The sequence below is a fragment of the Zeimonas arvi genome (assembly GCF_008039575.1).
GTDB lineage: Bacteria > Pseudomonadota > Gammaproteobacteria > Burkholderiales > Burkholderiaceae_E > Zeimonas > Zeimonas arvi.
In genome coordinates, this window is the sequence record NZ_VDUY01000004.1 from 81893 (window position 1) to 108529 (window position 26637).

General features: G+C 71.0%; 28 protein-coding genes. 7 read left to right on the top strand and 21 right to left on the bottom strand.

From position 1 onward, the window contains the following. Positions 1–60: 60 nt before the first annotated feature. The 5 genes from FHP08_RS10670 to FHP08_RS10690 form a co-directional block, all read right to left on the bottom strand. Positions 61–888 (bottom strand): hypothetical protein, encoded by an 828-nt coding sequence (locus FHP08_RS10670; RefSeq protein ID WP_147704452.1) that lies wholly within the window; start codon positions 886–888, stop codon positions 61–63. Between the two features lie 3 nt (positions 889–891). Continuing rightward, the gene (locus FHP08_RS10675) at positions 892–1626 is read right to left on the bottom strand and encodes a hypothetical protein (protein ID WP_147704453.1); all 735 of its coding nucleotides are present in this window, start codon (positions 1624–1626) and stop codon (positions 892–894) included. 133 nt (positions 1627–1759) lie between these two features. After that, a complete protein-coding gene (locus FHP08_RS10680) occupies positions 1760–2473 on the bottom strand; it encodes a C39 family peptidase (RefSeq protein ID WP_222707868.1) in 714 nt (237 codons plus the stop codon). A gap of 7 nt (positions 2474–2480) precedes the next feature. Then, entirely contained in the window at positions 2481–2861 is a 381-nt protein-coding gene (locus FHP08_RS18445) for a hypothetical protein (RefSeq protein WP_187272256.1), read from the bottom strand. A gap of 92 nt (positions 2862–2953) precedes the next feature. Beyond that, positions 2954–5236, bottom strand: coding sequence for a hypothetical protein (locus FHP08_RS10690; RefSeq protein ID WP_147704454.1), 2283 nt, complete (start codon positions 5234–5236; stop codon positions 2954–2956). A 257-nt stretch (positions 5237–5493) separates the two neighbouring features. On the opposite strand from FHP08_RS10690, the gene FHP08_RS10695 reads away from it, so the two are divergent. Beyond that, positions 5494–6084: a nitroreductase family protein gene (locus tag FHP08_RS10695; RefSeq protein WP_187272257.1), complete on the top strand. Its 591-nt coding sequence runs from the start codon at positions 5494–5496 to the stop codon at positions 6082–6084. 8 nt (positions 6085–6092) lie between these two features. Here the strand turns inward: FHP08_RS10695 and ypfJ are convergent, their stop codons facing one another. The 9 genes from ypfJ to FHP08_RS10740 form a co-directional block, all read right to left on the bottom strand. Further along, positions 6093–6977 (bottom strand): KPN_02809 family neutral zinc metallopeptidase, encoded by an 885-nt coding sequence (gene ypfJ, locus FHP08_RS10700; RefSeq protein WP_147704456.1) that lies wholly within the window; start codon positions 6975–6977, stop codon positions 6093–6095. A gap of 79 nt (positions 6978–7056) precedes the next feature. Further along, the gene (locus FHP08_RS10705; protein ID WP_147704457.1) at positions 7057–7809 is read right to left on the bottom strand and encodes a YoaK family protein; all 753 of its coding nucleotides are present in this window, start codon (positions 7807–7809) and stop codon (positions 7057–7059) included. A gap of 45 nt (positions 7810–7854) precedes the next feature. Beyond that, positions 7855–8757 (bottom strand): MBL fold metallo-hydrolase, encoded by a 903-nt coding sequence (locus FHP08_RS10710; RefSeq protein ID WP_147704458.1) that lies wholly within the window; start codon positions 8755–8757, stop codon positions 7855–7857. Positions 8758–8773: 16 nt separating this feature from the next. Continuing rightward, entirely contained in the window at positions 8774–8998 is a 225-nt protein-coding gene (locus FHP08_RS10715; protein ID WP_147704459.1) for a hypothetical protein, read from the bottom strand. Positions 8999–9109: 111 nt separating this feature from the next. Next, positions 9110–10396, bottom strand: coding sequence for a TRAP transporter large permease (locus tag FHP08_RS10720; protein WP_147704460.1), 1287 nt, complete (start codon positions 10394–10396; stop codon positions 9110–9112). Continuing rightward, a complete protein-coding gene (locus tag FHP08_RS10725) occupies positions 10393–10965 on the bottom strand; it encodes a TRAP transporter small permease (protein WP_147704461.1) in 573 nt (190 codons plus the stop codon). Before FHP08_RS10725 ends, FHP08_RS10720 begins: the two co-directional genes overlap by 4 nt. A gap of 27 nt (positions 10966–10992) precedes the next feature. Next, a complete protein-coding gene (locus FHP08_RS10730) occupies positions 10993–11997 on the bottom strand; it encodes a TRAP transporter substrate-binding protein (protein ID WP_147704462.1) in 1005 nt (334 codons plus the stop codon). A 79-nt stretch (positions 11998–12076) separates the two neighbouring features. After that, complete coding sequence (locus FHP08_RS10735; RefSeq protein ID WP_147704780.1) at positions 12077–13306, bottom strand: CaiB/BaiF CoA transferase family protein; 1230 nt, start codon at positions 13304–13306, stop codon at positions 12077–12079. Positions 13307–13311: 5 nt separating this feature from the next. After that, positions 13312–14220, bottom strand: coding sequence for a hydroxymethylglutaryl-CoA lyase (locus tag FHP08_RS10740; RefSeq protein WP_225879106.1), 909 nt, complete (start codon positions 14218–14220; stop codon positions 13312–13314). Positions 14221–14390: 170 nt separating this feature from the next. On the opposite strand from FHP08_RS10740, the gene FHP08_RS10745 reads away from it, so the two are divergent. Further along, the gene (locus FHP08_RS10745) at positions 14391–15296 is read left to right on the top strand and encodes a LysR family transcriptional regulator (RefSeq protein WP_147704464.1); all 906 of its coding nucleotides are present in this window, start codon (positions 14391–14393) and stop codon (positions 15294–15296) included. On the opposite strand, the gene FHP08_RS10750 is transcribed toward FHP08_RS10745, so the two are convergent. Further along, positions 15263–16480, bottom strand: a complete 1218-nt coding sequence (locus tag FHP08_RS10750) for an MFS transporter (RefSeq protein WP_147704465.1) — start codon at positions 16478–16480, stop codon at positions 15263–15265. The two genes, FHP08_RS10745 and FHP08_RS10750, sit on opposite strands and share 34 nt — an antisense overlap. Positions 16481–16602: 122 nt before the next feature. Between FHP08_RS10750 and FHP08_RS10755 the strand changes: the two genes are divergently transcribed. After that, positions 16603–17280 (top strand): DUF6781 family protein, encoded by a 678-nt coding sequence (locus tag FHP08_RS10755; RefSeq protein WP_147704466.1) that lies wholly within the window; start codon positions 16603–16605, stop codon positions 17278–17280. Next, on the top strand, positions 17280–18965 hold the full coding sequence (locus FHP08_RS10760; protein WP_147704467.1) for an ABC1 kinase family protein: 1686 nt from the start codon (positions 17280–17282) through the stop codon (positions 18963–18965). Before FHP08_RS10755 ends, FHP08_RS10760 begins: the two co-directional genes overlap by 1 nt. Here FHP08_RS10760 and FHP08_RS10765 read toward each other — a convergent pair. Continuing rightward, positions 18962–20095, bottom strand: coding sequence for a DUF1615 domain-containing protein (locus FHP08_RS10765; RefSeq protein ID WP_147704468.1), 1134 nt, complete (start codon positions 20093–20095; stop codon positions 18962–18964). The two genes, FHP08_RS10760 and FHP08_RS10765, sit on opposite strands and share 4 nt — an antisense overlap. Before the next feature lie 148 nt (positions 20096–20243). On the opposite strand from FHP08_RS10765, the gene FHP08_RS10770 reads away from it, so the two are divergent. Both FHP08_RS10770 and FHP08_RS10775 read left to right on the top strand, forming a co-directional pair. Then, positions 20244–21383, top strand: coding sequence for an NAD(P)/FAD-dependent oxidoreductase (locus FHP08_RS10770; RefSeq protein ID WP_147704469.1), 1140 nt, complete (start codon positions 20244–20246; stop codon positions 21381–21383). Between the two features lie 157 nt (positions 21384–21540). Then, a complete protein-coding gene (locus tag FHP08_RS10775) occupies positions 21541–21849 on the top strand; it encodes a hypothetical protein (RefSeq protein ID WP_222707869.1) in 309 nt (102 codons plus the stop codon). A gap of 48 nt (positions 21850–21897) precedes the next feature. Here the strand turns inward: FHP08_RS10775 and FHP08_RS10780 are convergent, their stop codons facing one another. From FHP08_RS10780 to FHP08_RS10800, 5 genes are read right to left on the bottom strand one after another with little or no spacing between them, the layout of a single operon-like run. Further along, positions 21898–23496, bottom strand: coding sequence for a GMC family oxidoreductase (locus tag FHP08_RS10780; RefSeq protein ID WP_147704470.1), 1599 nt, complete (start codon positions 23494–23496; stop codon positions 21898–21900). A 4-nt stretch (positions 23497–23500) separates the two neighbouring features. Next, positions 23501–24313, bottom strand: a complete 813-nt coding sequence (locus FHP08_RS10785) for a shikimate dehydrogenase family protein (RefSeq protein ID WP_147704471.1) — start codon at positions 24311–24313, stop codon at positions 23501–23503. Positions 24314–24369: 56 nt separating this feature from the next. Further along, positions 24370–25380: an ACR3 family arsenite efflux transporter gene (gene arsB / locus FHP08_RS10790; RefSeq protein WP_147704472.1), complete on the bottom strand. Its 1011-nt coding sequence runs from the start codon at positions 25378–25380 to the stop codon at positions 24370–24372. 21 nt (positions 25381–25401) lie between these two features. Then, positions 25402–25869 carry an ArsI/CadI family heavy metal resistance metalloenzyme gene (locus FHP08_RS10795; RefSeq protein ID WP_147704473.1) on the bottom strand — a complete coding sequence of 156 codons (468 nt, stop codon included), beginning with the start codon at positions 25867–25869 and terminating at the stop codon, positions 25402–25404. A gap of 13 nt (positions 25870–25882) precedes the next feature. Next, entirely contained in the window at positions 25883–26209 is a 327-nt protein-coding gene (locus FHP08_RS10800) for an ArsR/SmtB family transcription factor (RefSeq protein ID WP_147704474.1), read from the bottom strand. A gap of 71 nt (positions 26210–26280) precedes the next feature. Between FHP08_RS10800 and FHP08_RS10805 the strand changes: the two genes are divergently transcribed. Further along, positions 26281–26619: a hypothetical protein gene (locus FHP08_RS10805; protein WP_147704475.1), complete on the top strand. Its 339-nt coding sequence runs from the start codon at positions 26281–26283 to the stop codon at positions 26617–26619. The last annotated feature ends 18 nt before the right edge of the window (positions 26620–26637 follow it).

Consider the following 26637-nt stretch of genomic DNA (forward strand, 5'->3'; position numbering starts at 1 on the left):
GGAAGTACGGCCTGCAAGGGCGCCTCGCCGGGTCGGCCTCGGCGGCCCGGCGAAGCTCCGTCAGCGCTGTCCCACGAAGGTGCGCCCGGCCGAACGCGAATCGTCGAGGAGCATCAGGACCAGCTGCGACGGGCCGCTCGACGGCGCGGTCACGAATCCGACACCGGCGATCGACTCGCCGTCGCTGCTGCCGCAGCCGTTGCCCAGCGTGAAGTTCGCGTCGTAGACATTGCGCCCCGATGACCTGGCCCGTAACGAGCCGCTGAACTCGCAGCTGTAGGCGATGCTGCCGTCTGGGGCGAAGCCGCTGGCTACGCCCCGGACTGCGCCCTGCTCGCTGACCTCGATGCCGCCCGTTTCGGTGCGCCCGAAGAACCCGGGCCACTGCCCGGCGACGGCCGCGGCATTGGCCGGCTGGTCATAGTCGTAGTCGGCCACCGCTGCGGCCGTCACGGTGTACTGGTACGGGGGCGCCGGCGGAGTGGGCGTGACGGGGGTGATCGCGATGTCCATTCGCTCACGCGGCGCGTAGGTGGCGCTGAGCGAGGAAGTCTCGACGATTCCCTGGAGGAAGTTGTAATCGCGCAACTCTGCGACCGTGTAGTTGCCGTCGCGCGACGAGCCGTTGCCTTGAACGAAGCCGCCGTGCTCTCCGCCGGCCCTGCCGGTCGCGGGCGGCAGGCGGTAGACACCCCAGAGCTGATCGTTCTCCAGCACCAGCAGGAATATGCCCGAGCCATCGTCGTTATCGAGCGCGTAGGCGCCCTCCGCCACGCGTGGAGCGGACGCCGGCCCGGTCGCCACCACGGGATCGTCTCCGCCTCCGCCGCAGCCGCCAAGCGCGGCCGCCAGAGTCGCTGCCAGGCCGAATGCCTTCGATCGATTCATGATTCAGCGCCGCAACGCGTCGAGGGCCTGCTGTTGTTGCAGGAAAGAAGCGAGGTGCGAGGCACGCAGCGCCGCGAGGCTGCTCATCGTCGCCTGGATCCGGGTCTCGGTGTCGATGCGTATCGCCGCGACCGAGTTCTGGATCGTGGTCATCATCGCGGCGGCGTCGGGCAGGTTGCTGACCGTGACGGCTGGCGCGGCATTCGCGACCGGAAGTGCGGCGCCGGGCGCGCTTGCGGAGCGACCCGGAAGCTCGCCGTTGGCGGCATTGACCCCCGCCGCAAGGCCCGGCCCGAACTGCCCCATTGCCGACGAACTCGCCCCGGCCGATCCCGAGGCCGTCGGGGCCGCACCCTGGCTCGGCGCCGCAGGCGGAACGGCAGCGTCCGGGATCGCGCGCGATGCGAAGCCGAGAGCGGCGCCCGCCGCCGCCGAAGTCCGTCCGCCGGGCGCGGTCGGCGCAACGCTGTCGACGCCAGCCTGGTCGAGGATTCGCGCAACGCCGTCCTGTGCGACGACCGTGTTGTTCTGCCCGATCTGGATCAGGTTGGCCAGATTGCCGGCGAGTTCGACGCGCGGCGCCTGCCCCCGGGACAGGTTGGCCACCTCGGAGAGCACGAGTCGCGAGCGCGACACGACCTCACCGTCGATCCGGACGAGCCGTTCGATCGAGAAGTTCGCGATGAGCACCCCGAGATCCAGGCCGCCACGCATCTGTGCCAGCGCCTCGTCCTGCACTGCGCTCCACGCGTCGATCGGCGAAGCGCTCCCGGTTGCGCCGACAGCGGCGGGCGCGGCGGCGAGCAGCGCCGCAGCCAGCCAACTGGGTACGGCAAGCCTGCGTCCATCTGTTTCCATGACGTGCCTCGACTCAGAATCTGCTCGCGTCCGGGATGCCCAGCGTGAGCGTGCCCAACCCGTCACGCGAGACGGCCAGGGCGGTTGGCGCGGCCAGGCGAGAGGCCCAGTCGGCCGGCGCGTTGAAGCTGGCAGTGTCCAGATGGCTGCGAATGACGAAGAAGATCCCGCCGACCCAGAGCGATTCGAACTGTTGCCGGTCGACGAAGCGAGTGCCGATCGCCGGATCACCCAGCACCACGCGATTGCGCTGCAAGCCTTTGACGACCACGAAATGGCGGTATCCGTTGTCGCTGACCAGCGCGATGGCCGGCACGCCGACGCTGGCGAGCTCATCGAGCGATACCTGCACGCCGTCGGCACGATAGCCTTCGGCCTCGAGGTATCGCTTCATGTCGAGCAGCGAGAAGCCCTCCGCGCGGATCTTCGGCTGGTCGCCGCGCTCCCACATCCTCTGGAAGACCTGAGCCTCGCTGACCTTGCGGCCGTAGTGAAACGTGAGCAGGGTCGCGATCGCGGCCGACCCGCAACTGAAGTCGTATTTCTGGTGAACCGTGGTCCGGAAGGCGGCCTGCTGCCGGATCTCCTTGATCGTGCGGATGGGCATCGCGTAACCGCGGCCCGATTCGGCCAGCACCGGCGCCGTGCCGACCGCTCCGGCCGGACGCAGCGCACCAGCCGCCAGCGCAAGGGCCGCGAGTGCCAGGATGAATCCGCGGCGAATCACGGTCGCGCTACTTCAGCTGGAGATTGAGGATCGTCGAGTTCTGGATCACGACGTTGTTGCCGGAGTTCTGGACGACCATCGGCACGCCGTTCGCGTTCGAGAACGCGCTGTCGGCGATCGTGTTGTTCCCCGTGGCGAGATTGCTCGCGACGTTGCCCTCGACGGTGGCAGTCGCGTTGTTCTGGTTGACGTGAACGTTGCCGCCGCGCTGTCCGGCGAGCTCGCTCTCGCCGAGGACGCGACCGAACGCGACGTCCGCGCGCGCAGGACCGCCCCTGGCCTCGCTTGCGACGAGACCGTCGCCTTCCTCGGCAACGGCCGGCGCCACGGGCGCGAGAAGCGCCAGGGCCAGCAGGGCTGCGCCGGCGATCGGCTTCGTGGAACTCATGTTCCTCTCCGGAGATGCGGTTCGATTCGTCGCGAAGGGAGGCGCCCGATGGCGCCTCCCTTCGCTCCGAGGATCACTGACCGGCTTTCCGATCAGCGAACCGCGAGGTTCGCCTGCACGTTGACGCTTTGCTGGATCAGCGACGCGAAGCCGGTGTTCTGGCTCATGACGGTGATGCCGGCACTGTTGGCGAACGAACCGCCGCTCACGGTATTGGACATGTCGAAGGTCCCGGCGTCGACCATGATGGTGCCGCCCGCGCCCCCGACCGCGCCGTTGCCGACGCCGCCCGTGCCGCCCGTGCCGCCGTTACCGACGCCGCCGGCCGCGCCCACGGCACCGCTCCCGCCGGACGCGCTGCCATTCGTTGCAGAGCCGTTCGACGCGGTGGTGGATGCGCCGCCGTTCGTGGCGTTACCTGCCGTCGCCGCGCCACCCGCGCCGCCCGCGCCACCGGCGTTGCTTGCCGTTCCGCCGGCGCCGCCGTTGCCCGCGACCGCGGTGGCCGTCCCACCCGTGCCGCCGGTTCCGCCGTTCGGCGAGAATGTGCCGCCACTGGCCGTGCCGCCCATGCCGCCGGCACCGCCATTGCCGCCGTTGCCGCCATCGCCGCCTGCGCCGCCCGAGCCGAGCGAGGCACTCGCGCCGCCGTTGGTTGCGCTACCGTTGGTCGCGGAGCCGCCCGCGCCGGAATGTCCGCTGGTGTTCATCGCGGTGTTGGTGCCGCCCCTTCCGCCCGTGCCAGTGCCAGCCATGGCCGTCCCGCCGGCGCCGCCAGTACCGCTCACCGCGCCCGATCCGCCGGTGCCGACGCCGCCGGCGCCGCCGGTCCCACCGGTGCCCGTCGCGCCGGCCGCGGCAGCGGCCATGCCGCCGGTGCTCGTGCCGGTTGCGCCGGCCGCGCCGACCGCCCCGCTGCTGGTGGCCGCTGCCGCCGTGGCCGGCGCGCTGGCGCCGCCCGCGGCGCCGGTCGCGCCGGACCCGCCGGTGCCAGCGCCCGCGGTGTTCGTCCCGCCAACGCCGGCGCCGCCGGTGCTGGTGCCACCGGTGTTGGTACCAGCGGTGCTGGTGCCGGCGGAATTGCCATCCCGGCGCCCATCGTTCGTTGCCGAGGCCTGGGCGTTCGCGCCTTCCGCGCCGGCGCCTGACGCGCCTCCACCGGTCGCGCCGGCGCCAGTCGCCCTGCCGCCGACGCCGCCCGCGCCATCGCCGCCGCTGCCGCCGTTGCCGGCATCGCCGACCGACGCGGACGTGCTGCTGTTGCCCGCGCTGCCGCCCGAGCCACCGGAGCCGCCGGCCGCCATGCCGCCGGCGCCGCCGTTGCCGCCGCCGCCATTGCCCCCGGAGCCGTTTCCGGCATCACCACCCATGCCGCCTGCGCCGGTGCCGCCGGCGCCGCCGGTGCCCGAGGCGCCGCCCATGCCGCCGTTGGCGAAACCGCCGAGGCCGCCGGTGGCGTTCGCCCCGCTGGCGTCGGCGTTGCCGGCGCGACCCGTGTTGCCACTGTCACCCGCTGCGGCATATCCATTGGACGCGCTGCCGTTGGTCGTGTTGCCGTTGCTCACGCTGCCGCCGGCCGATCCGATCGCGCCGGTCGCACCGTTGCCGCCGGTGGCGCCGTTCGCGGTCGCCGAGCCCGTGGAGGTCGAGTTCCCGGCGTTGCCGGCCGCGCCGCCCCAGGCCGCAGAGTTGCCGCCCCAACCGCCGTTGGCGCCGTTGGCATCCCCGGTGTCGCCGCCGCGACCGCCCCGGCCGCCCTGGGCGCCCCAATTGGTGGCGCTGCCGTTGCTGGCCGCGCCAGCGCTCGCGCTGCCATTGGTGGCGCTGCCGTTGTTCGCGTTGCCGCCATTGCCGCCATTGCCGCCGTTGCCGCCGCTGCCGCCGTTCCCGGTGCCGCCGTTGCCGCCCTGGCCGTTGCCGCCGGGGCCTGCGTACGTGCTGCCCCAGTTGCCGGCCTGGTTGCCGATGTTCCTGATCGTGTTGTTGCTGACCGTCGCGCTGAGCGTCGAGGTTGCCACGATCGCGGTGTTCCAGGTCTGCGTGGTGTTGTGTGAGTTCCAGTTGGCGGCCGCAGTGCCGCCATCGATCGCGGCCGCCCCGCCCAGTCCGGAGGCGTTCTTGCTGTTGTTGCTCCGGTTGCTGTTGTCGGCCTGGTTGCTTGTCGAGGTCGTGGTGGTCGTGTCTTGAGAAGCCGACGAGTATTCATTCGCCTGCGGACTGCCGTCACCGCTCTGCCTCGACGTGGCGGAGGTGTTCTGGGTGATCGATCCGCTCCTGTCCAGCGGACTGTCGTTGACTTCAGCGTAAGGGTTGGCGATGGCCGTACCTGAGCCGAAGGCCATGGCGATTGCCGTGGCGAGCAATGTCTTCCTCATTTGTGCACTCCCTGTCGCGAATGACCTGCGCGTTGATGTTGGGCGGGGATGCACTCGAAACGTCCCCCGCCTCGGCGCCGATGCAAGTCGCATGCCCGTGGCGCGATGCCCGCAAGGTCCTGATTCGCCTGGCAAGCGCTTGTGGTCGTGCGTCGGGGAACTGTTCTGGTAATGAAACATGTATCGTTCCCGAATCACGGGAGAGCAGTCCCAGCGCGCCGGAGGCGGCGCGATGGCCAGCCGTCAGGGAGGTCGCGATGGACTCAGCGCAGGACGGGCCTGATGCAGAGACCGTGCTGCAGCACCTGTTGCGGCGCCACTCGATCGGGCCCAGGCAGCTCTCGGCGCCCGGCCCGACGCGCGGCGAGCTCCGGCTGGCCGCACGGGCAGCGATGCGTGCGCCCGATCACAAGCGCCTGTCGCCAGTCAGGCTTGTCGAGATTCCCGATGCGCGCCGCGCCGAGCTCGCGGCCCTGTTCGAGGATTTCGCGCGGCGCAGCGGCCGGTCCGCGGTCGAAGCGAAGGAAGAGGCCGCGCGCGCCTGGAACGGCCCGGCCCTGGTGGCGCTGGCCGCGCGCATCGACGCCGAGGCCGGCGTGCCGCCGCACGAGCAGTGGATCGCGGTGGGCGGGGCGCTGGCCAACTTCATGAACGCCCTGCACCTGCTGGGCTACGGCGCCAAGATGCTGAGCGGCCGCAAGGCCGCCGACCCGCGCATCACTGCCGCGCTGTGCGAGCCCGGCGAAACGCTGGTGGGCTGGATCGCGATCGGCACGCCCACCGCCGCGGCGAAGGCGCGCGGCGAAGACGACCCGGACAGGATCCTTCGCAGCTGGGCGAGATCCTGACCGGTGCGTCAGAGCGTGCGCGCGTTGAACGTGTCGCACTGCCTGAAGTCGCCCGACTCCAGTCCGCGCCTGAACCAGGCCACCCGCTGCTTGCTGGTGCCGTGCGTGAAGCTGTCGGGCACCACGTAGCCCTGCGACCGCTTCTGCAGCGCGTCGTCGCCGATCTGCGCGGCCGCGTTCATCGCTTCCTCGATGTCGCCCTGCTCGAGGATCCGCCTGGCCTCGTGCGCATGGTTGGCCCACACCCCCGAGAAACAGTCGGCCTGCAGCTCCACGCGCACGCTCAGCTCGTTGGCGTCGGCCTGGCTCATGCGGGCCTGCGCCGAGCGCACCTGCTCGCTGATCCCCATCAGGTTCTGCACGTGGTGGCCCACCTCGTGGGCGATCACGTAGGCCTGCGCGAAATCGCCGGGCGCGCCGAGCCGGTTCTTCATCGTCTCGTAGAAGCCCAGGTCGATGTAGACCTTCTGGTCGGCGGGGCAGTAGAAGGGCCCCATCGCGGCCTGGCCTACCCCGCAGGCGGTCTGGGTGGCGCCGCGGAACAGCACCAGGACCGGCTCGCGGTAGCGCCCGCCGTTGTCGGCGAACACCTGCTGCCAGACGTCTTCGGTGTCGGCAAGCACCACCGACACGAACCTGCCCATCTCGTCGTCGATCGGGCCGCGTTGCGCCGGCGCCTGCTGGGTCGGCGCCGAAGACATCGGGTCGCCGCCCGCCAGCATGCCCAGCAGGGTCAGCGGGTTCACGCCGAGCAGCCAGCCAGCGACCAGCGCGATCGCGATGGTGCCCAGCCCGATGCCGCCGCCGCCGAGACGAATCCCTCCGCCTCCGAAGCCGCCGCCCGAGCGGCGATCCTCGACATTGCTGCTCTCGCGGTTTCCTCGCCACTTCATGGCCGGCTCCGGTTCGGGGACAGGACTGCCGGTCGGCCAGGCCGCCGGCTCGCGGATACCCGCGATCGGATTCTAGCTTTCATCGCCGCCGCCAGGCCCGGTAGCGGATCCGGAGATCGTCCAGGAAGGGCCGCAGCGAGATCGGCACCAGGATCGCGGCCAGGCCGATCGTCATGGCGTAGCCGACGTGCTTGAAGCCGAGCGCGCCGACCAGGCCGCCCACGAAGAACATGCCGATCAGCAACGCGTGCAGCCGCAGTCTGCGCCGGTCCGCCACGACCCGGGTGTCGTCGCGGAAGCGGTTCACGTAGACCAGCTTGCCGAGCTCGATGCCCAGGTCGGTGACCAGGCCGGTGACGTGCGTGGTGCGGATCTCCGCGCGCGAGATCTTGGTGATGACCGCGTTCTGCAGGCCCATGACGAAGCACAGCACCAGCACCGTCGCGGGCAGCAGCAGCGCGATCTTCATCGACATGGCCGCCCCGAGCAGTCCGAAGACGAGCAGCAGCGCCGCCTCGAGCAGCAGCGGCAGCGCGTACTGGCTGCGCAGCCGCGTGCGACGTCCCCAGTTGACCAGCACCGCGGTGGTCATCGCGCCGGCCAGGAAGCTGCCGAGCGCGGCCAGCCCGGCCAGCGCCATCGTGAGCTGGCCCAGCGCCAGGTTGTCGGCCATCGACGAGACGATGCCGGTCATGTGCGAGGTGTACTGGCCCACCGCCAGGAAGCCGCCGGCATTGGCCGCGCCTGCCACGAAGGCGAGCGCCGCGCCCAGCTTCACGTTGGCCTGTGGGGTTCGCTCCACCGCGGCCAGCTTGCGTACCCCGGGCAGCATGGCGTGTCTCGTCGGGAAGTCGGCGTGGCGGCGACTGGCGGGCGTTCAGGCCGCGGCGAAGCGGCCGGGTTCGACTTCCGACACGCGGCCGGCGGCGGCCAGCTCGTCGAGGTGCTGGGTGATCGTGCGGCGCTCGACGTCGTCGATCCACAGCTCTTCGTAGTCGGCAGGGTAGAGCAGGCGGATCGCCACCAGTTCGTCCACGCTCCGGGGCGCCTCGCGCAGCAGTTCAACCAGCCGATCGCTGCGCTCGTCGATCCTGCCGGCGAAGGCGGCCAGCGCCTCGAGGAAGGCCGGCCGCTCGGTGTAGATGCCGCGATGGTGAGACGTGACCCAGACGCGCGCCGGCACCTCGGGCAGGCGCGCGAGCGTGCGGCGGAACTGGGCAAGGCTCGAGGTGGCGTCGCCGTAGTAGGGGCCGAAGCCGCTCAGGTCGATGTCGCCGATGAAGGCCACGCCCTCGGGCTCGACCAGCAGCACGCAGTGGCCCGAGGTGTGGCCGGGCATGTGGATCGCACGCACCGTGGACCCGCCCAGGTCCCAGCTGGCGCCGTCCCGGTAGGCGATCGCGTCGGGCCGCGGCGCGTAGTGGAACTCTCGCAGGGCCTTGTCGAGCATCTTGCGCGCCGCCTCGGGCGACAGCCCGAAGTGCCGAGACAGTCCTTCCCAGCTGCGCGCGGCCTCGACGTCGAGCTCGTGCACGTGCACCGGCGCGCGCGGCACGCGATGCAGCCCCGCCATGTGGTCCTCGTGAACGTGGCCCTGGATGACCAGCTCGGCATCGTCGACGTCGGCCCCGATGCGATTGGCCACCAGCGGCGTGTCGAAGATCGCGTGCGTGTCGGTGCCGCGCACCACCACCTGGTTGCCGTCCGGATACTTGCCTGACTTCTCGCCGAAGAAGACCGAGACGCGGCCGAAGTCGGCTCGGCGGATCGGGTCGCTCATGTGCGGTCCCGGCCTCTCAGCGACGGCCGCCGCCGCCGAAGACGAGCAGGCCCGCGCCGACCGCGATCAGGCCGATGCCTGCCCACAGCGGCACATTGACCGTTTCCTTCTCCGTCACCGTGAGCTCGATCGGGCCCAGCTTGGCCACGTCGGTCTGCCTGGTGTAGCTGAAGCCGCCATAGACGAGCCCGAGCGCGCCGGCCACGATCAGGATCAGGGCGAGGATGCGAATGCCGTTCATGGGGGATCTCCCTGGAGCGATCCGCCAATGCTAGCCCGAACGCACCTGCATCGCATCGGGGGGGTTCCGGGAAGCGGCGGCAGGCCGGTTCCCCGCCTTCCCGCAGGGGGGTCAATCCCCGCGCATGGTCGCGGGCAGCCACAGGGCGATGTCGGGCCAGATCATGACCAGGGCCATGACCCCGATCATCAGCAGCACGTAGGGCGCGGCGCCGCGCACGATCTCGCCGATCGGCGCCTGCGTGATCGCCTTGATCGTGAAGAGGTTCATCCCCACCGGCGGCGTGATCTGCGCCAGCTCCAGGTTGATGACCAGCAGCACGCCGTACCAGATCGGATCGATCTCGAGGTGGATCATCGCCGGCAGGATCACCGGAGTGGTGATCAGGATGATCGCGATCGATTCCAGGAACATGCCCAGGATGAAGATCAGCGCCATCATCACGATCAGGAAGCCGGCCACGCCGATGTCCGCGGCGATGATCGCCTCGACGATCTGCTGCGGAATCCGCATCTTGGTGAGCACGTGACCGAAGACCGAGGCCCCGGCCATGATCATGAACAGCATCGCCGAGACGCGGCACGCATCGACGGCCGAGTCCCAGACGTCGCGCAGGCGGATCGAGCGGTAGACGAGCCCGGCGATCAGCAGCGCCAGCCAGGCGCCCGCTGCCGCCGCCTCGGTCGCGGTGAAGATACCGGCGTACATGCCGCCCAGCACGAACACCGGCAACGAGATCGCCCACAGCGCCTTGCGGACGGCGCCCGCCGCCTCGGCGAGGGTGGCGCGCGACTCGCGCTGCACGTGGCGGTGCGTGATCGCGGTGCGCGCCATGCTCCAGGCCACGAACACGCCGGCCATCAGCAGGCCGGGCACGATGCCGGCCATGAACAGGCCGCCGATCGAGGTGTCGGTGGTCACGCCGTAGAGCACCATCGGTCCCGAAGGCGGGATCAGGATGCCCAGCGTGCCGCCGGCGGCCACCAGGCCGTAGGCGAAGCGCGGCTCGTAGCCGAAGCGGATCATCTGCGGGATGGCCACCGCGCCGATGGTCAGCGCGGTGGCGACGCTCGAGCCCGAGATCGCGGCGAACACGGTGCAGGCCGCGATGGTGGCGATGCCCAGCCCGCCCGGCAGGTGGCGGGTGAGCGTGTAGGCGGTGTTGTAGAGATCGTCGACGATCCGGCCGCGGATCATCACGTGCGCCATGAAGGCGAACAGCGGGATGGCTACCAGCAGGTAGCGGTTGATCTCCCCGAAGATCACCTCGGTCACCGAGCCGATCTCGCCCTGGGTGGCGAGCATCAGCGCACCGCCGTAGAGCGTCAGGCCGGCGAAGATCGGCAGGCCGGTGAACAGCAGCAGGAGCAGGCCCGCGAAGAGCAGCGCGATGGTCATCGGTCGTCGTTCGCCCGCCCGTGGGACGGCTCGTGGGGAGGCGGCAGTCCGGCGAGCGCGCGCCACAGCGCCTCGATCGCGGCGAGCAGCAGCAGCAGGCCTCCGACGGGCATGAACAGCATCAACTGCCAGGTGGGCCACTCGAGCCAGCCCTCGGTGACCAGGCCCAGCATCTTCGCGAGCATGGCCGTGTCCCAGCCGTTGAAGACCAGCACCAGCGCGATGGCGGCCGCAGCCAGCGCGCTCCAGGCCCGGACCCAGCGGCGCCCGCTGGCGGGCAGCCGCTCGGCCAGCAGGTCGACGCCGATGTGCTCGCCTCGCCGCAAGGCGTTCGCCGCAGCGAGCATCACCACCGCCACCAGCGCGAAGCCGACGACCTCGTCGACCCAGACCGGCGCCGCGTTGAACCCGTAGCGCATGACGACGGCCCAGCCGATCAGCGCCAGCGAAACGAGCAGGGCCGCGGCGGCCAGCGCCATGGCCGCGCCGGACAGCGCGGCCACCAGGCGGCCGAAGGCGCGCAGCGCCCGCCCTTCGGCGGGCCCGGGAGAACGGGCGTCGCGGGTCACGCCGGCGGGGCGATCAGAGCGGGGCGATCAGAGCCGGTCGATCAGCTCGAGCAGCCGCACGCCGTCGGGCGCGGTGGCCCGCAGGAACTCCTTCTTGACCGCCGGCTGCATCGCGTCGGCCATGGCCTTTTCCTGGGCCTTGGTCAGCGCGATCGTCTGCATGCCGTTGTCGTTCAGGATCCTGACGTCTTCGGGGGGCACGCCGTCGGTGTTGCGGATCGAGCGCTGCACCGCGCGGTCGGCGGCGGCCTGGATCGCGTTGCGCACGTCGGCGGGCAGGCCCTTCCACCAGGCGGGGTTCACCACCAGGTTGTCGAAGGCCAGGATGATGTTCGACGCGACGCCGTACTTCTGGATCTCGTAGAACTTGCGGCTGTAGGCGGCCTTCACGCCGGTGAAGCCGGCGTCGAGGACGCCGGTCTGCAGCGCCTGGTAGACCTCGGAGCCGGGCATCGCCGAGGGCGAGGCGCCCATTGCCTCGAGGCCTGCATCGAACAGCTTGTTCAGGCCGCGGATCTTCAGGCCCGAGAAATCGGCCGGCGCGGCCAGCGGCTTCTTCGCGGAGGTGAAGATCCCGTCGTTGGTGTCGACGATCCACGCGATGTTCTTCACCCCGCGCGCTTCCATCTTGGCATCGAGCAGCTTCGAGGCCTCGGACCCGATGAAGGCCTTCTGCTTGGCGACCGAGGTCATCAGGTAGGGGATGATCGTGACGCTCATCTCGGGGATCGTTCCGCCCCACTGGAAGCTCAGGATCGCCGCGGCCTCGATCTTGCCGCTGGCGACCGCGGGATGGTTCTGGTTGGGCTTGAAGAGCTGTGCCGCGCCGAAGATCTGGACGTCGACCTTGCCCTGGGTCGCTGCCTCGACCTCCTTCTCGAACTGCGCGAGGCTGACCGCGGTGTGATGGGTCGGCGGGAACTGGTGGCTGATCCGCATCGTGTGGTCGGCGGCCGATGCGGCGCCGGCCAGGCCGAGCGAGGCGAAGGCGCCGGCGGCGAGGCTCAGCGCAAAGCGACGTGTGGTGGTCATCCGTGTCTCCCTTGTATCGTCTTCGGTGTGGGGCGTCTGGGAAGTGAACCTGGGTCGCGAGCCTGCCCGCAGGGGCCCGTCAGGCGACCGCCTTCGCGGCGCGCAGCGCTTCGATCTCGCCGGCAGCGTAACCGAGCCCGCCCAGCAGTTCCAGCGTGTGCGCGCCGAAGCGCGGCGGGTCGAGCCGCACCGGCAAGCGGGCGCCTTGCATCGTGATCGGGAACAAGGTGGTGCGCACCTTCTCGCCGGCCTTCTCGCCGTCGGGCAGCACGACCTCGGCGAGCCCGCCGGTGGCGTTCAGGTGCGGGTCCTCGTACAGGTCCTCGGGGCGGCGGATCGGCGCGAAGGGCAGCCCCGCGCGCTCGAAGATCTCCGCGAGTTCCGCGGCGCTGCGCCGCGCCAGGCGCTCGCGCAGCGTGGTCAGCAGCGCGGGGCGCGCGCGCACCCGGTCGTTGTTGGTGGCCAGCGCCGGATCGGCCTTCAGGTCGTGAAAGCCGAGCGCCTCGCAGAAGGTCGCGAACTGCCCATCGCTGACCGCGGCCAGGAAGATCTGCTCGCCGTCCTTCACGGTGAACACGTCGTAGACCGCCCAGGGGCTCTCGCGCGCCGGCATCGGCGCCGGATGGCGTCCGGTCATCGCGTACTGCAGCATGTGCTGGCCCATCAGGAACACGTTGTTCTCGTACAGGGCCGACTGCACTTCCATGCCCTTGCCGGTGATCCCGCGCTGGATCAGGGCGCCCAGCGCGCCGATCGCGCCGAACAGGCCGCCCATGATGTCGTTGACGCTGGTGCCGGCACGCAGCGGGTCTCCCGGGCGGCCGGTCATGTAGGCGAGCCCGCCCATCATCTGCACGACCTCGTCGAGCGCGGTCCGGTTCTCGTAGGGCCCGGGCAGGAAACCCTTGTGGCTCACGTAGATCAGGCGCTCGCTGGCCTTGGCGAGCGAGGCGTAGTCCAGGCCGAACCTGGCGAGCGCCCCGGGCTTGAAGTTCTCGGCGACCACGTCGGCGCTGGCCGCGAGCCGCCGCGCCACGGCTGCGCCCTGCGGGTTGCGCAGGTCGATGCCGATGCTCTTCTTGTTCCGGTTGAACATCGGGAAGAACCCCGCGCCCGCCCCGAGCAGCCGGCGCGTGCCTTCGCCGTCGATCGGCTCGACCTTGATCACCTCGGCGCCCAGGTCGGCGAGCACCATCCCGCAGGTGGGACCCATCACCATGTGGGTGAACTCGACCACCCGCAGGCCCTTCAGCGGCTGCGGCGCTTGCGCCGCGGCCTCCTTCGGCGCCGTCGTCGCGGGGGCTCGCATGGCGTTCATGACGCGGCGCGCATGGTCCTGGGCAGGCCGGCGCGCCAGAGCGCGCCGTGCAGGGGCACGCCTTGCAGCCAGCCCGCCAGCCTGCCGCGCAGGGCGACCAGCGCGTCGAAATCCAGGCCCGTGGGCTCGCCCATGCTCTCGAACAGGTAGGCGAGGTCTTCGGTGGCCACGTTGCCGCTCGCCCCCGGCGCGTGCGGACAACCTCCGATCCCGGCGAGCGACGCGTCGAAGCCCCGCACGCCTGCCTGCCAGGCGGCGAAGGCGTTGGCCATGCCCAGGCCGCGCGTGTCGTGGAAGTGGCCGCAGGTCAGGCGGTCGCCGGCGATTTCGCGGCCCTGCGCAAACAGCTCGCCGACCGCCTTCGGGTCGGCGTAGCCCACCGTGTCGGCCAGCCCGACCCGGTCCACCCCCAGGTCGAGCACCGTCCGCAGCAGGCGCAGCACTTCTGCCGGCTCCACATGCCCCTGGATCGTGCAGCCGAAGGCGGTGCTGATGCCGATCTCGATCCGGCAGCGCGAACCCGCGGCATCGCGGGCGGCGACGATCTCGCCGATCTCGCGGACCACGTCGTCGGGCGCCTTGCGCAGGTTGGCCAGGCTGTGCGCGTGGCTCGCCGACAGCGGCAGCAGCATCGCGTCGGCATCGCTGTCGATCGCGCGCAGCGCCCCCTTCAGGTTGGGGACCAGCACCGACACCACCAGCCCGGGCAGTGTCTGCGCGAAGGCCACCAGCTCGGCCGTGTCGGCCAGCTGGGGCAGCAGGCGGGCGGGCACGAAGGAGCCCACCTCGATCTCGCGCAGGCCTGCGGCATGGGCGTCGCGCAGCCACGCGAGCTTGAGCTCGGTGGGCAGCGTCGTGGCGATGCTCTGCAGGCCGTCGCGCAGGCCGACTTCGCGGATGCTCACCGCGCGTGCCGCAGGCGTCGTGCCGCCGCGGGGAGCTTGCGTCTCGCGGCTCGGGGCGCCCGGCGGGGAGGTAGGGGGGCTCATCGGCCGGATTCTAGGCGTTCCGAATACGATCGAAACGGGTATTTGGGAACGCTCAGCGTTCCGAATCGACATGGTAAGTTGCAGCCATGCGCCGTCATGTGGATCCGGTCACCCTGCGCCTCTTCGTGGCGGTCTGCGAGGAAGGCAACATCGCCCGGGCCGCCGCCCGCGAGGCGCTGGTGGCCTCGGCCGTCAGCAAGCGGATCGGCGCCATCGAGCGCGAGATCGGCGCCCCGCTGCTGGTGCGCAACCGGCGCGGCGTGGCGCCCACCGCCGCCGGCGAGGTGCTGTTGCGCCGGGCGCGCGAGATCCTCGGCGCGCTGGACCGCACGCTTGCCGAGCTCGACGAATTCTCCACCGGCGTGCAGGGCAGCGTGCGGGTGGTCGCCAGCGTTTCGGCGCTGGCCGAGGACCTGCCCGACGACATCGCGAGCTTCCTGGCCGCGTACCAGTCGGTGAGGGTCGTGCTCGACGAGGCCGTGAGCACGGCGATCGTGCGCATGGTCCGCGAGGGCGCGGCCGACATCGGCGTGCTCTGGGATGCCGCCGACATGTCGGCGCTGCAGGCAGTGCCCTACCGTTCGGATCGCCTCTGCGCGGTGGTCCATGCGCGCCACCCGCTGGCCAGGGCCGCGCGCACGACCTTCGCCGAGACGCTGGCCTGGCCGTCGATCGGCGTCACGCCCGGCGGCATGGTGGAGTCGATGTTGCGTCGCCAGGCCGCGCTGCTCGGCGCGGCGCTCACTCCCAGGATCCAGGTCGCCAGTCTCGACGCGGCGCGCCGGATCGCGGCGGCGGGCCTGGGGCTGGCCATCCTGCCGGTCGAGGCGACGATGCCCTACGCCGGCGCGACCGGCCTGGTCGCGGTGCCGCTGACCGACGACTGGGCCCGGCGGCAGTTCGTCGTGTGCTCGCGACCGGATTCGATGCTGTCGGCGTCTTCCAGGGCCTTGATCGATCACCTGCGCCGCCGCGCGAAGGCGGGCGGGTGAGCGAATAGCAGGATCAGCGCGGCCAGGCAGAACACCGCGCCGGCGAGGAAGGTCTGCGCGGCGCCGAAGCGGTCCCAGAGCAGCCCGGCCAGCGCGCTGGCCACCAGCATCGCGATGCCGCTCACCAGGTTGAAGAAGCCGTAGGCGGTGCCGAGCAGCTCGGGCGGCGCCGCATCGGCCACCATGGTCGCCAGCAGGCCCTGCGTGATGCCCAGGTGCAGCCCCCACAGCGACACGCCCAGCCAGACCCATCCCCAGTGGCTGCTCCAGGCCAGCGCCAGGTCCGCCACCGCCAGCACGAGCAGGCCCGGCATCAGCAGGGCGCGCCGGTCCATGCGGTCGGAGAGCCTCCCGAACGGGTAGGCCGACAGCGAATAGACGACGTTCATCGCGATCAGCACCAGCGGCACCAGCGCGAGCGGCAAGCCGCCCTGCTCCGCGCGCAGCACGAGGAAGGCCTCGCTGAAACGCGCCAGCGTGAAGACCGCGCCGAAGGCGACCACCCACCAGTAGGCGCGCGGCAGCCGCGCGAGGTTCGCGCGCCGGATCGGGTTGCCGGGGGATTGACCGCGCCCGCCCGCGGATTCGCGCACGCGCTCCGGCTCGCGCACGCCGACGAAGAGCAGCGCCACCGCCAGCACGCCGGGAATCACCGCCAGCCAGAAGACCGCCCGGAAGTCGTTCGCCCACAGCAGCATCAGGCCCATCGCGACCAGCGGCCCCAGGAAGGCGCCCACCGTGTCCAGCGACTGGCGCAGCCCGAAGGCGGCGCCGCGGATCGATTCGGGCGCGATCTCGGCGACCAGCGCGTCGCGCGGCGCGCCGCGGATGCCCTTGCCGATCCGGTCGATCAGCCTGGCCGCGAACACGAAGCCTGCGCCCGGGGCCAGCGCGAACAGCGGCTTGGACAGCGCGCCCAGGCCGTAGCCCAGCACCGCCAGAGGTTTGCGTCGGCCCCAGTAGTCGGACAGCATGCCGGAGAAGACCTTGACGACCAGGGCGGTGGCCTCGGCGAAGCCCTCGATCAGGCCGACCGCGAACGCGCTCGCGCCCAGCCCCACCACCAGGTAGACCGGCAGCAGGCTGTGGATCATCTCCGAGGACACGTCCATCAGCAGGCTCACGAAGCCGAGCGTCCAGATCGCAGCGGGCAGACGGGTGCGATGCGCGGGGTGGCTGCTCATGCCGGCTCGTTCAGGTCGCGATGAGGGGCGGCGGACTCGGTACCGTAAAGGCTCAAAATGGGCGACTATCCCGAGGCGGCGCGTCGTCGATCGACGACGCGCGCCGGGCACACGGAGGCACGATGGATCAGGATACGACGAAGCTCGAAGGCGAGGTGAAGGCAGCGGTCGAAAGCGACCCGGCCTCGATCGCCGAACGCGTGCGCGGCATCACGCTCTCGGCCCTGTCCGAGGGCAGGCTCGACGGCGAGGGCATCCGGCAGGTGATGGGCGCGGTCTTGAAGGGCGCCCAGCAGGGCGTCGCCCGGCCGGGCGAGCAGAGCAGGGCCGCGCTCGAGGAAGCGGTGCGCGGGCTCGACGAGGCCCTCGCGGCCGCCGCCCAGGCCACCCAGCTGGCGATCCAGGAAGCCGCCGGCCGCACCAGCGAGTTCTCCCGGGAAGGCCTGAAGACCCGGGCCGACGAGCTCGCAGGCCTGGAGTCGCGGTTCCTGGACACGCTGACGGAAGCGGCCCGCAGCGCGACGGGCCATGTGCAGGAAACGCTGCGCGACCTGGCGGCGCATTCGCGGGCCAGTGGAACCGCGGTCGGCGGCCGTGTGCAGTCGGCCGCCTCGCAGCTCGCCCGGGCGCTGGCGGACGCGGCCCAGGACCAGTTCGAGGCCGGCGCGCGCACCGTGCGCAACGAGGCGGGGCTCCTGGCAGGACTGGCCGCAGGCATGCTGCGCGGCATTGCCGACTCGCTGCAGCCGGCGTCCGGGCGGCGCGACGAGAGGGGCACGCCCCCGAGCGATCGCAGCTGATGCTCTGGCAGGCCATCGGCGCCGCGCGCGACCTTTCGCGCGCCAACGACATCGCGGCCGTCCTGATCCGCTACGGCTTCGGCGACCTGGTCCGGCGCATCGGCATGGCCGGCGCGCTGGAGAAAGCGGGCAAGGCGCTGCACTGGCGCGCGCCCGAGGAACTCGCGCGGCTGGAGCCGCCGGCACGCGTGCGGCGCGTGCTCGAGGACCTGGGGCCCACCTTCGTGAAGCTGGGCCAGATCCTGGCCACCCGGGTCGACCTGTTTCCCCCGGAATGGATCGAGGAGCTCGGCAAGCTGCAGGACGCGGCGCCGGCTGCCGATTTCGCCTCGATCCGCGCGCAGCTCACCGAAGACCTCGGCGAGGCGCCCGAGACCGCGTTCGCTCGCCTGGACACCGACCCGATCGCCGCCGCTTCGCTGGCGCAGGTCCATCGGGCCACGCTGCCCGACGGGAAAGAGGTCGTGCTCAAGGTCCGGCGCCCGGGGATCCGCCCGGTGGTGGAAGCCGACCTGCATCTGCTCGCGCGGCTGGCCGAGATCCTCGAGGCGGAAGCGCCCGACCTGCGCCGCTACCGGCCGCGCGAGGTGGTGCGCGAGTTCACGCTGTCCTTGCGCCGCGAGATGGACTTCGCTGCCGAGTGCCGGATTGCCGAGCGGGTCGCCGCCAACTTCGCCGGCAGTCCGGATGTCGTGGTGCCGGCGATCCACTGGCAGTGGTCCGGCGAGCGGCTCAACGTGCAGGATTTCGTCGAAGGCATTCCTGGCCGCGACCTGGCGACGGCCGACGCGGCGGGCCTGGACCGCAAGCTGCTGGCCCGGCGCGGCGCCGCGGCGGTGCTGAAGATGATGCTCGAGGACGGCCTGTTCCACGCGGATCCGCACCCGGGCAACGTGTTCTATCTGCCGGGCAACCGCCTGGCCTTCATCGACTTCGGGATGGTGGGCCGGCTGACCGAGGAGCGGCGCTATCAGGTGGCGCTGATGCTGCACGGGTTGGTCACCGGCGATTCCGAGACGGTCGCCGAGGTGCTGCTCGACTGGCGCAGCGACGCCGACCGCGAGATCGACCCGGCGCGGCTTCGCCACGAGATCGACGGCTTCGTCGACCAGTACCGCAACGTGCCGCTGCGGCAGCTGGACCTGGCGGCCATGCTGTCGGACCTGCTGGCGATCCTGCGCGAGAACGACCTGTCCCTGCCGCCGGACCTGTCGCTTCTGGTCAAGGCCTTCATCACGCTGGAGGGCCTGGGGCGGCAACTCGACCCGGACTTCGACATGGCGGCCGAGGCCGCGCCTTTCCTCGAGCGCGTGCTGCTGGCGCACCAGTCGCCGGCCGCCATCGCGAAGCGGGGCTGGCGCGCGGCGGGCGGCGCGTTGAGCCTGCTGGCCTCGCTGCCGCAGGATCTCGGCCAGCTGATGCGCGCGGCCCGACGCGGCAGGCTGAACATGCAGGTCGACATCGTGGCGCTCGACCGCTTCGGCGAGAAGCTCGATCGCGCGGCAAGCCGCATGACCATCGGCATCGTGACCGCCGCGCTGATCATCGGCACCGCGATCCTGATGACGGTGGTGGGCGATCCGGCATTCACCGGCCTGCGCACGCTGGGACTGCTGGGTTTTTTCGGCGCGGTGGCCGGCGGGGTATGGGTGCTGCTGTCGATCTGGCGCGGCAGGCGCTCCTAGGCGGCCTTCGCCAGGCAGCGGCGGTGCCGCTCGTTCACCCGGTCGGCGAACCATTCGGTCGTCAGCTTGCGGCTGATCTTGGGGCCTTTCAGCGCGATCTGCGGCACCACCGCGCGCGGCAAGGGCTGGCGCTCGAGCTGCTCGGCCAAGGCGAAAACGCGCCGGTAGAGCTCGCTGTCCTCGAACTTTCGCCGGTCGCCGAGCTCGAGCGCCCGGCGGATCTCGCCATCGCCGATGCCCAGCCGCTTGCCGAGGGAGCGGATCGCGAGTTCGGTCTGGCCGGGGCTCGCGTCGCGGCCGGCATCGTGCCGGACCAGGTCGCCGTCGAGCGCGAGCGGAATGCCCGAGGCGATGCTCGCCGCATTCTGGAAGGCGGCGTTGCGGCTCGCGTAGCGGCCGGCATTGAAGTCCGCGAACCGGTAACGGTGGCTGTCGTAGGCGGCGGGATAGTCGAGCAGGTGGGCGATGCCGAAATACAGTCCGCCGCGCCGGGTGAAGACCTCGTCGCGAATCGATCCGGTCATCGGGTAGGGATAGCCGCGCTCGCCCGCGTGCTGCTCGGCGAAGGCGATGCTCACCTGCATCGGGCCGCCGGTGCGCACCGGGTTCCAGCCGCCGAAGAGCCGTTTGCCCATCGGCGCCATGTCGATGAAGTCCTCGAACACGCGGCTCAGCGCCTTCTCTGTCCGGGCGGCGGCGATCCGCTCCGCATAGGTCTTGCCCGTAGGAGACGAAAGCCCGAGCGCGGCGTTCACCGCGAACTTCGGGATGCCGATGCGATCGGCGCGCCGGTCGATCTCCTCGCGTGCGATCCGGCCCAGGTCCGGCACCGCCGGATCGGCGCGATAGCTCGATTCCTGTTCGGTGATCGCCAGCGCCGCGCAGATGTTCGGAAGGCTGGCGGGGATCCCGAGACTGGTCAGCGCCGCGTAGATGTCGGTGGCCCAGCCGGCGCGGTCGCCGACCGAGGCCGGCATCAGGTTCGCGATCAGCGCGCGAACCTCCTCGGGCCGCGGCGGCATCGGGTCGGGCATGTGCGGGTCGATCGCGCAGCCCGCGAGCAGCGCGGCCGCCGACACCGCCAGCCAGGCGAGCGATCGCGATGCGGCATCGAGGAATTTCGTGATCATGGGCAGGAATCGCGCAAACGGAAGCACGGCGGGAAGCACTCGGGCGGGCCGGCCCGGCGCAGAATGACACCTGCGCCGATGGCGCTCCGCCGGCACGACCGGAAGGCCGCCATTGTGTCATTCCCGCCCCACGGAGAACCGAAGGCCCATGAGCAATCGTCCCGCGAGCATCGCCGTCCTGGGCGCAGGCTTTGCCGGCCTGTCCACGATCCGGGCGCTGCGCAAGCGCGATCCCGGGGCCGAGATCACGCTCGTCGCGCCGCGCGCGGAACTGCACTACCTGCCCGGAATCATCTGGATCCCCAGCGGGCTGCGCAAGCGCGAGGACCTCGTCATTGCCCTCGACGGATTCCTGAGGCGGCAAGGGGTGCGCTTTCATGCCGCCGAAGTGACCGGCCTGGCCGACGGCGGCCGCACGGTGCAGACCACCGCGGGCGGCCTGGCCAACGACGCGCTGGTCATTGCCACCGGCGGGCGCTTCATCAAGAAGCTGCCGGGCATCGAGCACGCGATCACGCCCTGCGAAGGCATCGCCGCGGCGGAGCGGATTCGCGACCGCCTGCGCGACCTGCAGGGCGGCACGATCGCGGTCGGTTTCGCCGGCAATCCGAACGAACCCAGCGCGATGCGCGGCGGGCCGATGTTCGAGTTCCTGTTCGTCATCGACCAGCAGCTGCGACGCGAAGGCCGCCGCGATCGCTTCGAGCTGGTGTTCTTCAATCCGTCGAAGGAGCCCGGGAACCGGCTGGGCCCCAAGGCGGTGAAGTTCCTGCTTGCCGAGATGGCGCGGCGCGGCATCCGCACCCACCTCGGTCACAAGATGCAGCGCTTCGAGGCGGACAAGGTGGTCACCGAGGGCGGCGAGTTCTCCGCCGACCTGATCCTGTTCATGCCGGGCATGACCGGCAATGCCTGGTTCGACGCCACCGAGCTGCCGCGCTCGGCCGGCGGCCTCATCCAGGCCGACGCACACTGCCGGGTGCCAGGATTCGACAAGGTCTACGTGGCCGGCGACTCGGGCAGCTTCCCGGGACCGGACTGGATGCCCAAGCAGGCGCACATGGCCGACCTGCAGGCCGCCGCCGCGGCCGCCAACCTGCTGGGCGACCTGGCCGGTAAGCGGTCGAGCGACACCTTCCAGGTCGAGCTGATGTGCATCGTGGACGCGATCGACCAGGGCACGCTGGTCTGGCGCACGCCGCAGAGGAACCTGCTGCTGCCGTCCACGCGGCTGTTCCACTGGGCCAAGCGCGGCTTCGAGTGGAAGTACCTGAGGCAGTATCGCTGAGCCGGTCGACGAGGGCCTTGGCGCGGCGAGCATCGGGCAGGAGAATGCAGGCACGCCCCATCCCGGATCTCCGGTGCGGAATCGGGGCCGGGATTCGCCCTGGCGCGGCCCATGACAGAACCGATCCGAGGCAGGTCACGACATTCACGGAGGCAGCATGAGCAGCGAACCGATCGACATGGAAGCCGCGCTGCGGGACCCAGCCGCGGTCTTCGCCTCGCCTGAGGCGGTCGCGGAGCATGCGGAGCTCTCCAGGGAGCAGAAGATCGAGGTCCTGAGGCTCTGGGGGTACGGCGCGTCCGAAGCCGAGGTGGCCACCGAGGAAGGCATGCCGGGCGGCGGCGACGGGAGCGAGCTGCTCAGGCGAATCATCCTGGCGCTGGACGGGCTGATCGGGGAGGTCGACGTTGGCGATTCCGCACCCACCAAGCAGCACGCGGTGCTGCTTCGGCAGGGGCGATCCTGATTCGTCTCGCTCGGCGCCTTGTCAGAGGGGCGCCGCAACCGCCTGCGCTCAGGCGCCTCGCGCGTCTTCCAGTATCAGGTCGGCCGCCTTCTCCGCCACCATCATCACCGCGGCCTGCGTGTTGCCCGACACCATCGACGGCATCACCGAGGCGTCGGCCACGCGCAGGCCGGCGATGCCGCGCAGCCCTAGCCGCGGGTCGACCACCGCCCGGTCGTCCTCGCCCATCCGGCAGGTGCCGATCGGGTGGTAGATGGTCTGGCCGTTGAGGCGGCCGAACTCCAGCCACTCGTCGTCGGTCTTCACCTGCGGTCCCGGCGCGGTCTCGATGTCGACGTAGGGCGCCAGCGCCGGCTGCGCGACGATTCGCCGGGCGATCTTCATCGCATCGACCAGGCACCGGCGGTCGGACTCGGTGGCCAGGAAGTTCGGCCGGATCGAAGGGCCCTCGAAGGGATCGGCCGAGCGGACGTGGATGCTGCCCGTCGACTCGGGCCGCAGCTGCGCGACGCCGATGGTCATGCCGGGCACCTTGTCGAGGATGCGCTCGGCCGCGTTCGCGTAGGTGGCGTGCATGAAGAAGTACTGCGCGTCGGGCGTGGCCAGTTCGGGCCGGGTGCGCACGAAGCCGTGCACCAGCCCGGTGCCCAGGGTCAGGATGCCCGTGCGCGTGGCGAAGTACTGCGCCACCGCCCGCACGAGACGCCAGCCGCGCGCCATCTCGTTCAGCGTGATCGTGTCCTTCAGCCGCCAGTTCATCCGCGTGCAGAAGTGGTCGATGTAGTTCTCGCCCACGCCTGCCAGGGCGTGCCGCACCGGAAGGCCCAGCGCTTGCAGCACCGCGGGGCTGCCGATGCCGGAGAGCTCGAGGATCTGCGGCGTCTGCACGCTGCCGGCCGCCATGATCACCTCGATGCCGGCCTTGACCGTGACATCGCGGCCGGCCTGCCGGAAGCTCACGCCGGTGCAGCGGGTGCCGTCGAGCTCGACGCGCAGCACATGCGCGCCGGTCTCGATCCTCAGGTTCGGCCGGCTGCGCGCCGGCTTCAGGTAGCCGTCGTAGGTGCTCCAGCGCTTGCCGCCGTGCTGCAGCACCTGGTACCAGCCGACACCGTCCTGGCGCGCGTCGTTGTAGTCCTCGTTCAGCGGCTGGCCGTCCTGCTGGGCGGCCTTCAGGAAGGCGTCGGCGATCTGGAAGCGCTCGCTGACCCGGTGCAGCCGCATCGGGCCGCCGTGGCCGCGCTTCGGTCCGCCGGGGGCGTAATCCTCGAGCTTGCGGAAGTAGGGTTCCACCGCCGCCGCGCCCCAGCCGCGCGCCCCGGACCGCTCCCAGGCATCGAAGTCGCCGGGTTGGCCGCGCACGTAGATCATGCCGTTGATCAGCGTGGAGCCGCCCAGGCCCCTGCCGCGCGGCACCGCGATCACCCGGTTGCGCGTGTTCTCCTCGGGGTCGGTCTGGAAGCCCCAGTTGAACTCGCGCCCGCGCATCAGCCTGGCGAAGCCGGCCGGGATCGGGATCCAGAAGTTCCTGGGCTCGCCGCCCGCTTCGAGCAGCAGCACCTTGTGGCGCCCGGACTCGGTCAGGCGGTTGGCGAGGATGCAGCCGGCGGCGCCGCCGCCGACGATCACGTAGTCGAAGCTGTCCATGGGATCAGGCGCCTCGCGGAACGATCGGCGCGCCCATGAAGGCGGCCATCAGCTCGATCTGGCAGGCCAGCATCGGCTTGCCGTACTGGATCCGGCAGCCGCGTGCCTTCGCGGTCTTCAGCAGCGCGGTCTCCTCGGGCTGCATGATGATCTCGGCCACCGTCTGGCCGGGCTGCAGCCTGGCCGCGTCGAAGGGCAGGGGGTCGTCCTCGCGCAGGCCCAGCGAGGTGGCGTTGACGACCAGGTCGTGGCCGGAGGGGTCGGCCGTGCCGACCGCGGTCTCGAGACCTGGTCTCGCCTGCGTCACCCGCTCGAGCAGTTCGCGTGCCTTCGAGGCGGTGCGGTTCCAGACGGTGAGCCGCGACACGCCGGCCACCGCCAGCGCCCAGGCGATCGCGCTGGCCGCGCCGCCCGCCCCGGCCAGGTAGGCGCTGCGGCCGGCCGGTTCGATGCCGTGGCTGCGCAGCCCGGCCACGAAGCCGTCGCCGTCGAGCATGCCGCCGCGCAGCCGGCCGTCGGGCAGGCGCTGAACGATGTTGACCGCGCCGATCGCCCGGGCCGCGTCGGTCAGCTCGTCGCAGTGCGCGACCATCGCCTGCTTGTGCGGCACGGTGGCCACGAAGCCGCCGAAGTTCTGCTGCGCGCGCAGCCCGGCCAGCACCGTGCCGAGGTCCTCGGGCCTCACGTGGACCGGCACCATGACGCCGTCGAAGCCCTGCGCCGCGAACACCGGGTTCATCAGCTGCGGCGCCTTCACATGGTGGATCGGGTCGGCGAGGATGCCGTAGATGCGGGTGTGGCCGGTGATTTCGCGCACGGTGCAGGGTCTCGGGCTGGGCGACACCTGCCATTTTGCATCGGTTCGGCCGGCGGTCAGCTCCCGCGTGCGAAGCGATTGACGATCCAGACCAGCGACAGCATCACCGGCACCTCGACCAGCACGCCGACGACGGTCGCCAGCGCCGCGCCGGAATCGAGCCCGAACAGCGAGATCGCCACGGCCACCGCCAGCTCGAAGAAGTTCGAGGTGCCGATCAGGCAGGCCGGCCCGGCGATCTCGGGCGGCAGCTTGAGCAGCCGCGCGCCGGCCCAGCCCACCGCGAAGATGCCGTAGCTCTGAAGCACGAGCGGCACCGCGATCATCGCGATCACCAGCGGCCGGGCCACGATCGTGCCCGCCTGGAAGCCGAAGAGCAGCACCACGGTGGCGATCAGACCGACGACCGACCAGGGTTTGAGCCGCGCGACGAACGCGGCCACCGCGAGCGGCGAGCGGCGCGCCAGCGCTCGGCGCGTCGCCATGCCGGCAAGCAGCGGCAGCACCACGTAGAGCACCGTGGACAGCACCAGCGTTTCCCAGGGCACGGTGATCTTCGTGACGCCGAGCAGGAAGGCTGCGATCGGCGCGAAGGCGAAGACCATGATCAGGTCGTTCACCGAGACCTGCACCAGCGTGTAGTTGGCATCGCCCTTCACCAGCTGGCTCCAGACGAAGACCATCGCGGTACAGGGGGCGACGCCGAGCAGGATCATGCCGGCGATGTACTCGCTGGCCGATGCGGGGTCGACCCAGGGCGCGAACAGGTACTGGAAGAACAGCACGCCGAGCGCCGCCATCGTGAACGGCTTGATGAGCCAGTTGACGACCAGCGTGAGCGCGAGCCCGCTGGGGCGCTTGCCGACATCCTTCACCGCGCCCCAGTCGATCTGGATCATCATCGGGTAGATCATCACCCAGATGAAGACCGCCACGACGAGGTTGACGTGGGCGAGCTCCAGCGCGGCGATCGCGTGGAAGGCGCCGGGAGCGAGCAGGCCGAGCCCGACGCCGACGACGATGCCGAGGCCGACCCAGACGGTCAGGTAGCGTTCGAAGAGACCCATGCCCTCGGCGGTCGCCTTGCCTCAGCAGCAGGACCTGGCCGACGCCTTGGCTGTCGCGGCCACCGGCTTGCCGGCGGGCGCCGGCGTGCAGCAGCTTTCCGGCGCGTCGTCGGCCTGCCGGAACACCGGAATGTCGCCCAGCGTGTGGAAGTGCTCCCAGGCGATGCCCTGCGGGTCGGTCACCCAGTGCTTTTCGCTGCGGGCGTAGCAGCAGGTGGTCGTGCCCTCGTCGAGCAGCGCCATGTCGGCGGCCTCGGCGCGGGCCTTCATGCCGGCGAGCTCGGCCGGGTCGTCGGTCTGGAAGCCGAGGTGGTCGATGCCGGGCTGCGCGCCGCGCGTCGAGATCGCGAAGTTCACGGCCGGGTCGTCGAGCATCCACTTGGCGTAGTCGGACGCGACGCGCGCCGGCTCGGCGGCGAACAGCTTCGAGTAGAAGGCGATGCTCTTGCCGAGGTCGTCGACGTGAAGGTGGACGTGGAAGCGTTTCATGATCGGCTCCGGTTCAACAGCGGGCGCGACGTCGCGCGGCGGCGGGCCGGCAGGGCCGCCCCTGGCAGCAGTGGTCGGTCAGGTAGGCGAGCAGGCCGTCCATCCGGTCGAGCGAGGGGCGGTAGATCAGGTTGCGACCGTCGCGCTCGGCGCCGACCAGACCCGCGTGCACCAGTTCCTTCAGGTGGAAGGACAGCGTGGACGCGGGAATGTCGAGGATGGCCGACAGGACGCCAGGGGTCATGCCCTCGGGGCCTGCGCCGACCAGGGCGCGGAACACCCGCAGGCGGACTTCCTGGGCCAGGGCGGCAAGGGCGGCGACAGCATCTTTCTCATTCATAGTTCCAATATTATAGAAAACTTGACGAAACTCGAGCTGTGGCACTCTGGCGAGCCGCACCGGCATCGAAGATGGCCTCCCGTCGCGAACCCCGGCATCACCATCACGTCTACGTGGTCGCGCTGTCCGTGCGCGTCCTCGACGAGCCCCGCTTCCGCAAGGCCAACCCGGCCTACCGTCCGGGCATGCCCTGCGTCTACGTGGGCATGACCGGGCTCGACCCGGACCGGCGTTTCGACCGCCACAAGGCCGGCATCAAGGCGAATCGTTTCGTGACCGAGTACGGCCTGCGGCTGCTGCCCGAGCTCTACGAGGTCTACAATCCGATGCCCTACGAGGCGGCGCGCGAGATGGAGGTCGAGCTGGCCGTGGCGCTGCGCGAGGCGGGTTACGGCGTGTGGCAGGCCTGAACCGCGGGCCGGTGACAT

Bases quoted from the DNA above. Each gene is read 5' to 3' on its own strand.
- FHP08_RS10755 (WP_147704466.1), top strand. From the start codon at position 16,603: ATGGATCAGGATACGACGAAGCTCGAAGGCGAGGTGAAGGCAGCGGTC.
- FHP08_RS10690 (WP_147704454.1), bottom strand. From the start codon at position 5,236: ATGAGGAAGACATTGCTCGCCACGGCAATCGCCATGGCCTTCGGCTCA.
- ypfJ (WP_147704456.1), bottom strand. From the start codon at position 6,977: ATGAAGTGGCGAGGAAACCGCGAGAGCAGCAATGTCGAGGATCGCCGC.
- arsB (WP_147704472.1), bottom strand. From the start codon at position 25,380: ATGGGTCTCTTCGAACGCTACCTGACCGTCTGGGTCGGCCTCGGCATC.
- FHP08_RS10705 (WP_147704457.1), bottom strand. From the start codon at position 7,809: ATGCTGCCCGGGGTACGCAAGCTGGCCGCGGTGGAGCGAACCCCACAG.
- FHP08_RS10715 (WP_147704459.1), bottom strand. From the start codon at position 8,998: ATGAACGGCATTCGCATCCTCGCCCTGATCCTGATCGTGGCCGGCGCG.
- FHP08_RS10730 (WP_147704462.1), bottom strand. From the start codon at position 11,997: ATGACCACCACACGTCGCTTTGCGCTGAGCCTCGCCGCCGGCGCCTTC.
- FHP08_RS10765 (WP_147704468.1), bottom strand. From the start codon at position 20,095: ATGATCACGAAATTCCTCGATGCCGCATCGCGATCGCTCGCCTGGCTG.
- FHP08_RS10800 (WP_147704474.1), bottom strand. From the start codon at position 26,209: ATGAATGAGAAAGATGCTGTCGCCGCCCTTGCCGCCCTGGCCCAGGAA.
- FHP08_RS10670 (WP_147704452.1), bottom strand. From the start codon at position 888: ATGAATCGATCGAAGGCATTCGGCCTGGCAGCGACTCTGGCGGCCGCG.
- FHP08_RS10720 (WP_147704460.1), bottom strand. From the start codon at position 10,396: ATGACCATCGCGCTGCTCTTCGCGGGCCTGCTCCTGCTGCTGTTCACC.
- FHP08_RS10695 (WP_187272257.1), top strand. From the start codon at position 5,494: ATGGACTCAGCGCAGGACGGGCCTGATGCAGAGACCGTGCTGCAGCAC.
- FHP08_RS10750 (WP_147704465.1), bottom strand. From the start codon at position 16,480: ATGAGCAGCCACCCCGCGCATCGCACCCGTCTGCCCGCTGCGATCTGG.
- FHP08_RS10760 (WP_147704467.1), top strand. From the start codon at position 17,280: ATGCTCTGGCAGGCCATCGGCGCCGCGCGCGACCTTTCGCGCGCCAAC.
- FHP08_RS10780 (WP_147704470.1), bottom strand. From the start codon at position 23,496: ATGGACAGCTTCGACTACGTGATCGTCGGCGGCGGCGCCGCCGGCTGC.
- FHP08_RS10745 (WP_147704464.1), top strand. From the start codon at position 14,391: ATGCGCCGTCATGTGGATCCGGTCACCCTGCGCCTCTTCGTGGCGGTC.
- FHP08_RS10805 (WP_147704475.1), top strand. From the start codon at position 26,281: ATGGCCTCCCGTCGCGAACCCCGGCATCACCATCACGTCTACGTGGTC.
- FHP08_RS10735 (WP_147704780.1), bottom strand. From the start codon at position 13,306: ATGCGAGCCCCCGCGACGACGGCGCCGAAGGAGGCCGCGGCGCAAGCG.
- FHP08_RS10775 (WP_222707869.1), top strand. From the start codon at position 21,541: ATGAGCAGCGAACCGATCGACATGGAAGCCGCGCTGCGGGACCCAGCC.
- FHP08_RS10710 (WP_147704458.1), bottom strand. From the start codon at position 8,757: ATGAGCGACCCGATCCGCCGAGCCGACTTCGGCCGCGTCTCGGTCTTC.
- FHP08_RS10795 (WP_147704473.1), bottom strand. From the start codon at position 25,869: ATGAAACGCTTCCACGTCCACCTTCACGTCGACGACCTCGGCAAGAGC.
- FHP08_RS10770 (WP_147704469.1), top strand. From the start codon at position 20,244: ATGAGCAATCGTCCCGCGAGCATCGCCGTCCTGGGCGCAGGCTTTGCC.
- FHP08_RS18445 (WP_187272256.1), bottom strand. From the start codon at position 2,861: ATGAGTTCCACGAAGCCGATCGCCGGCGCAGCCCTGCTGGCCCTGGCG.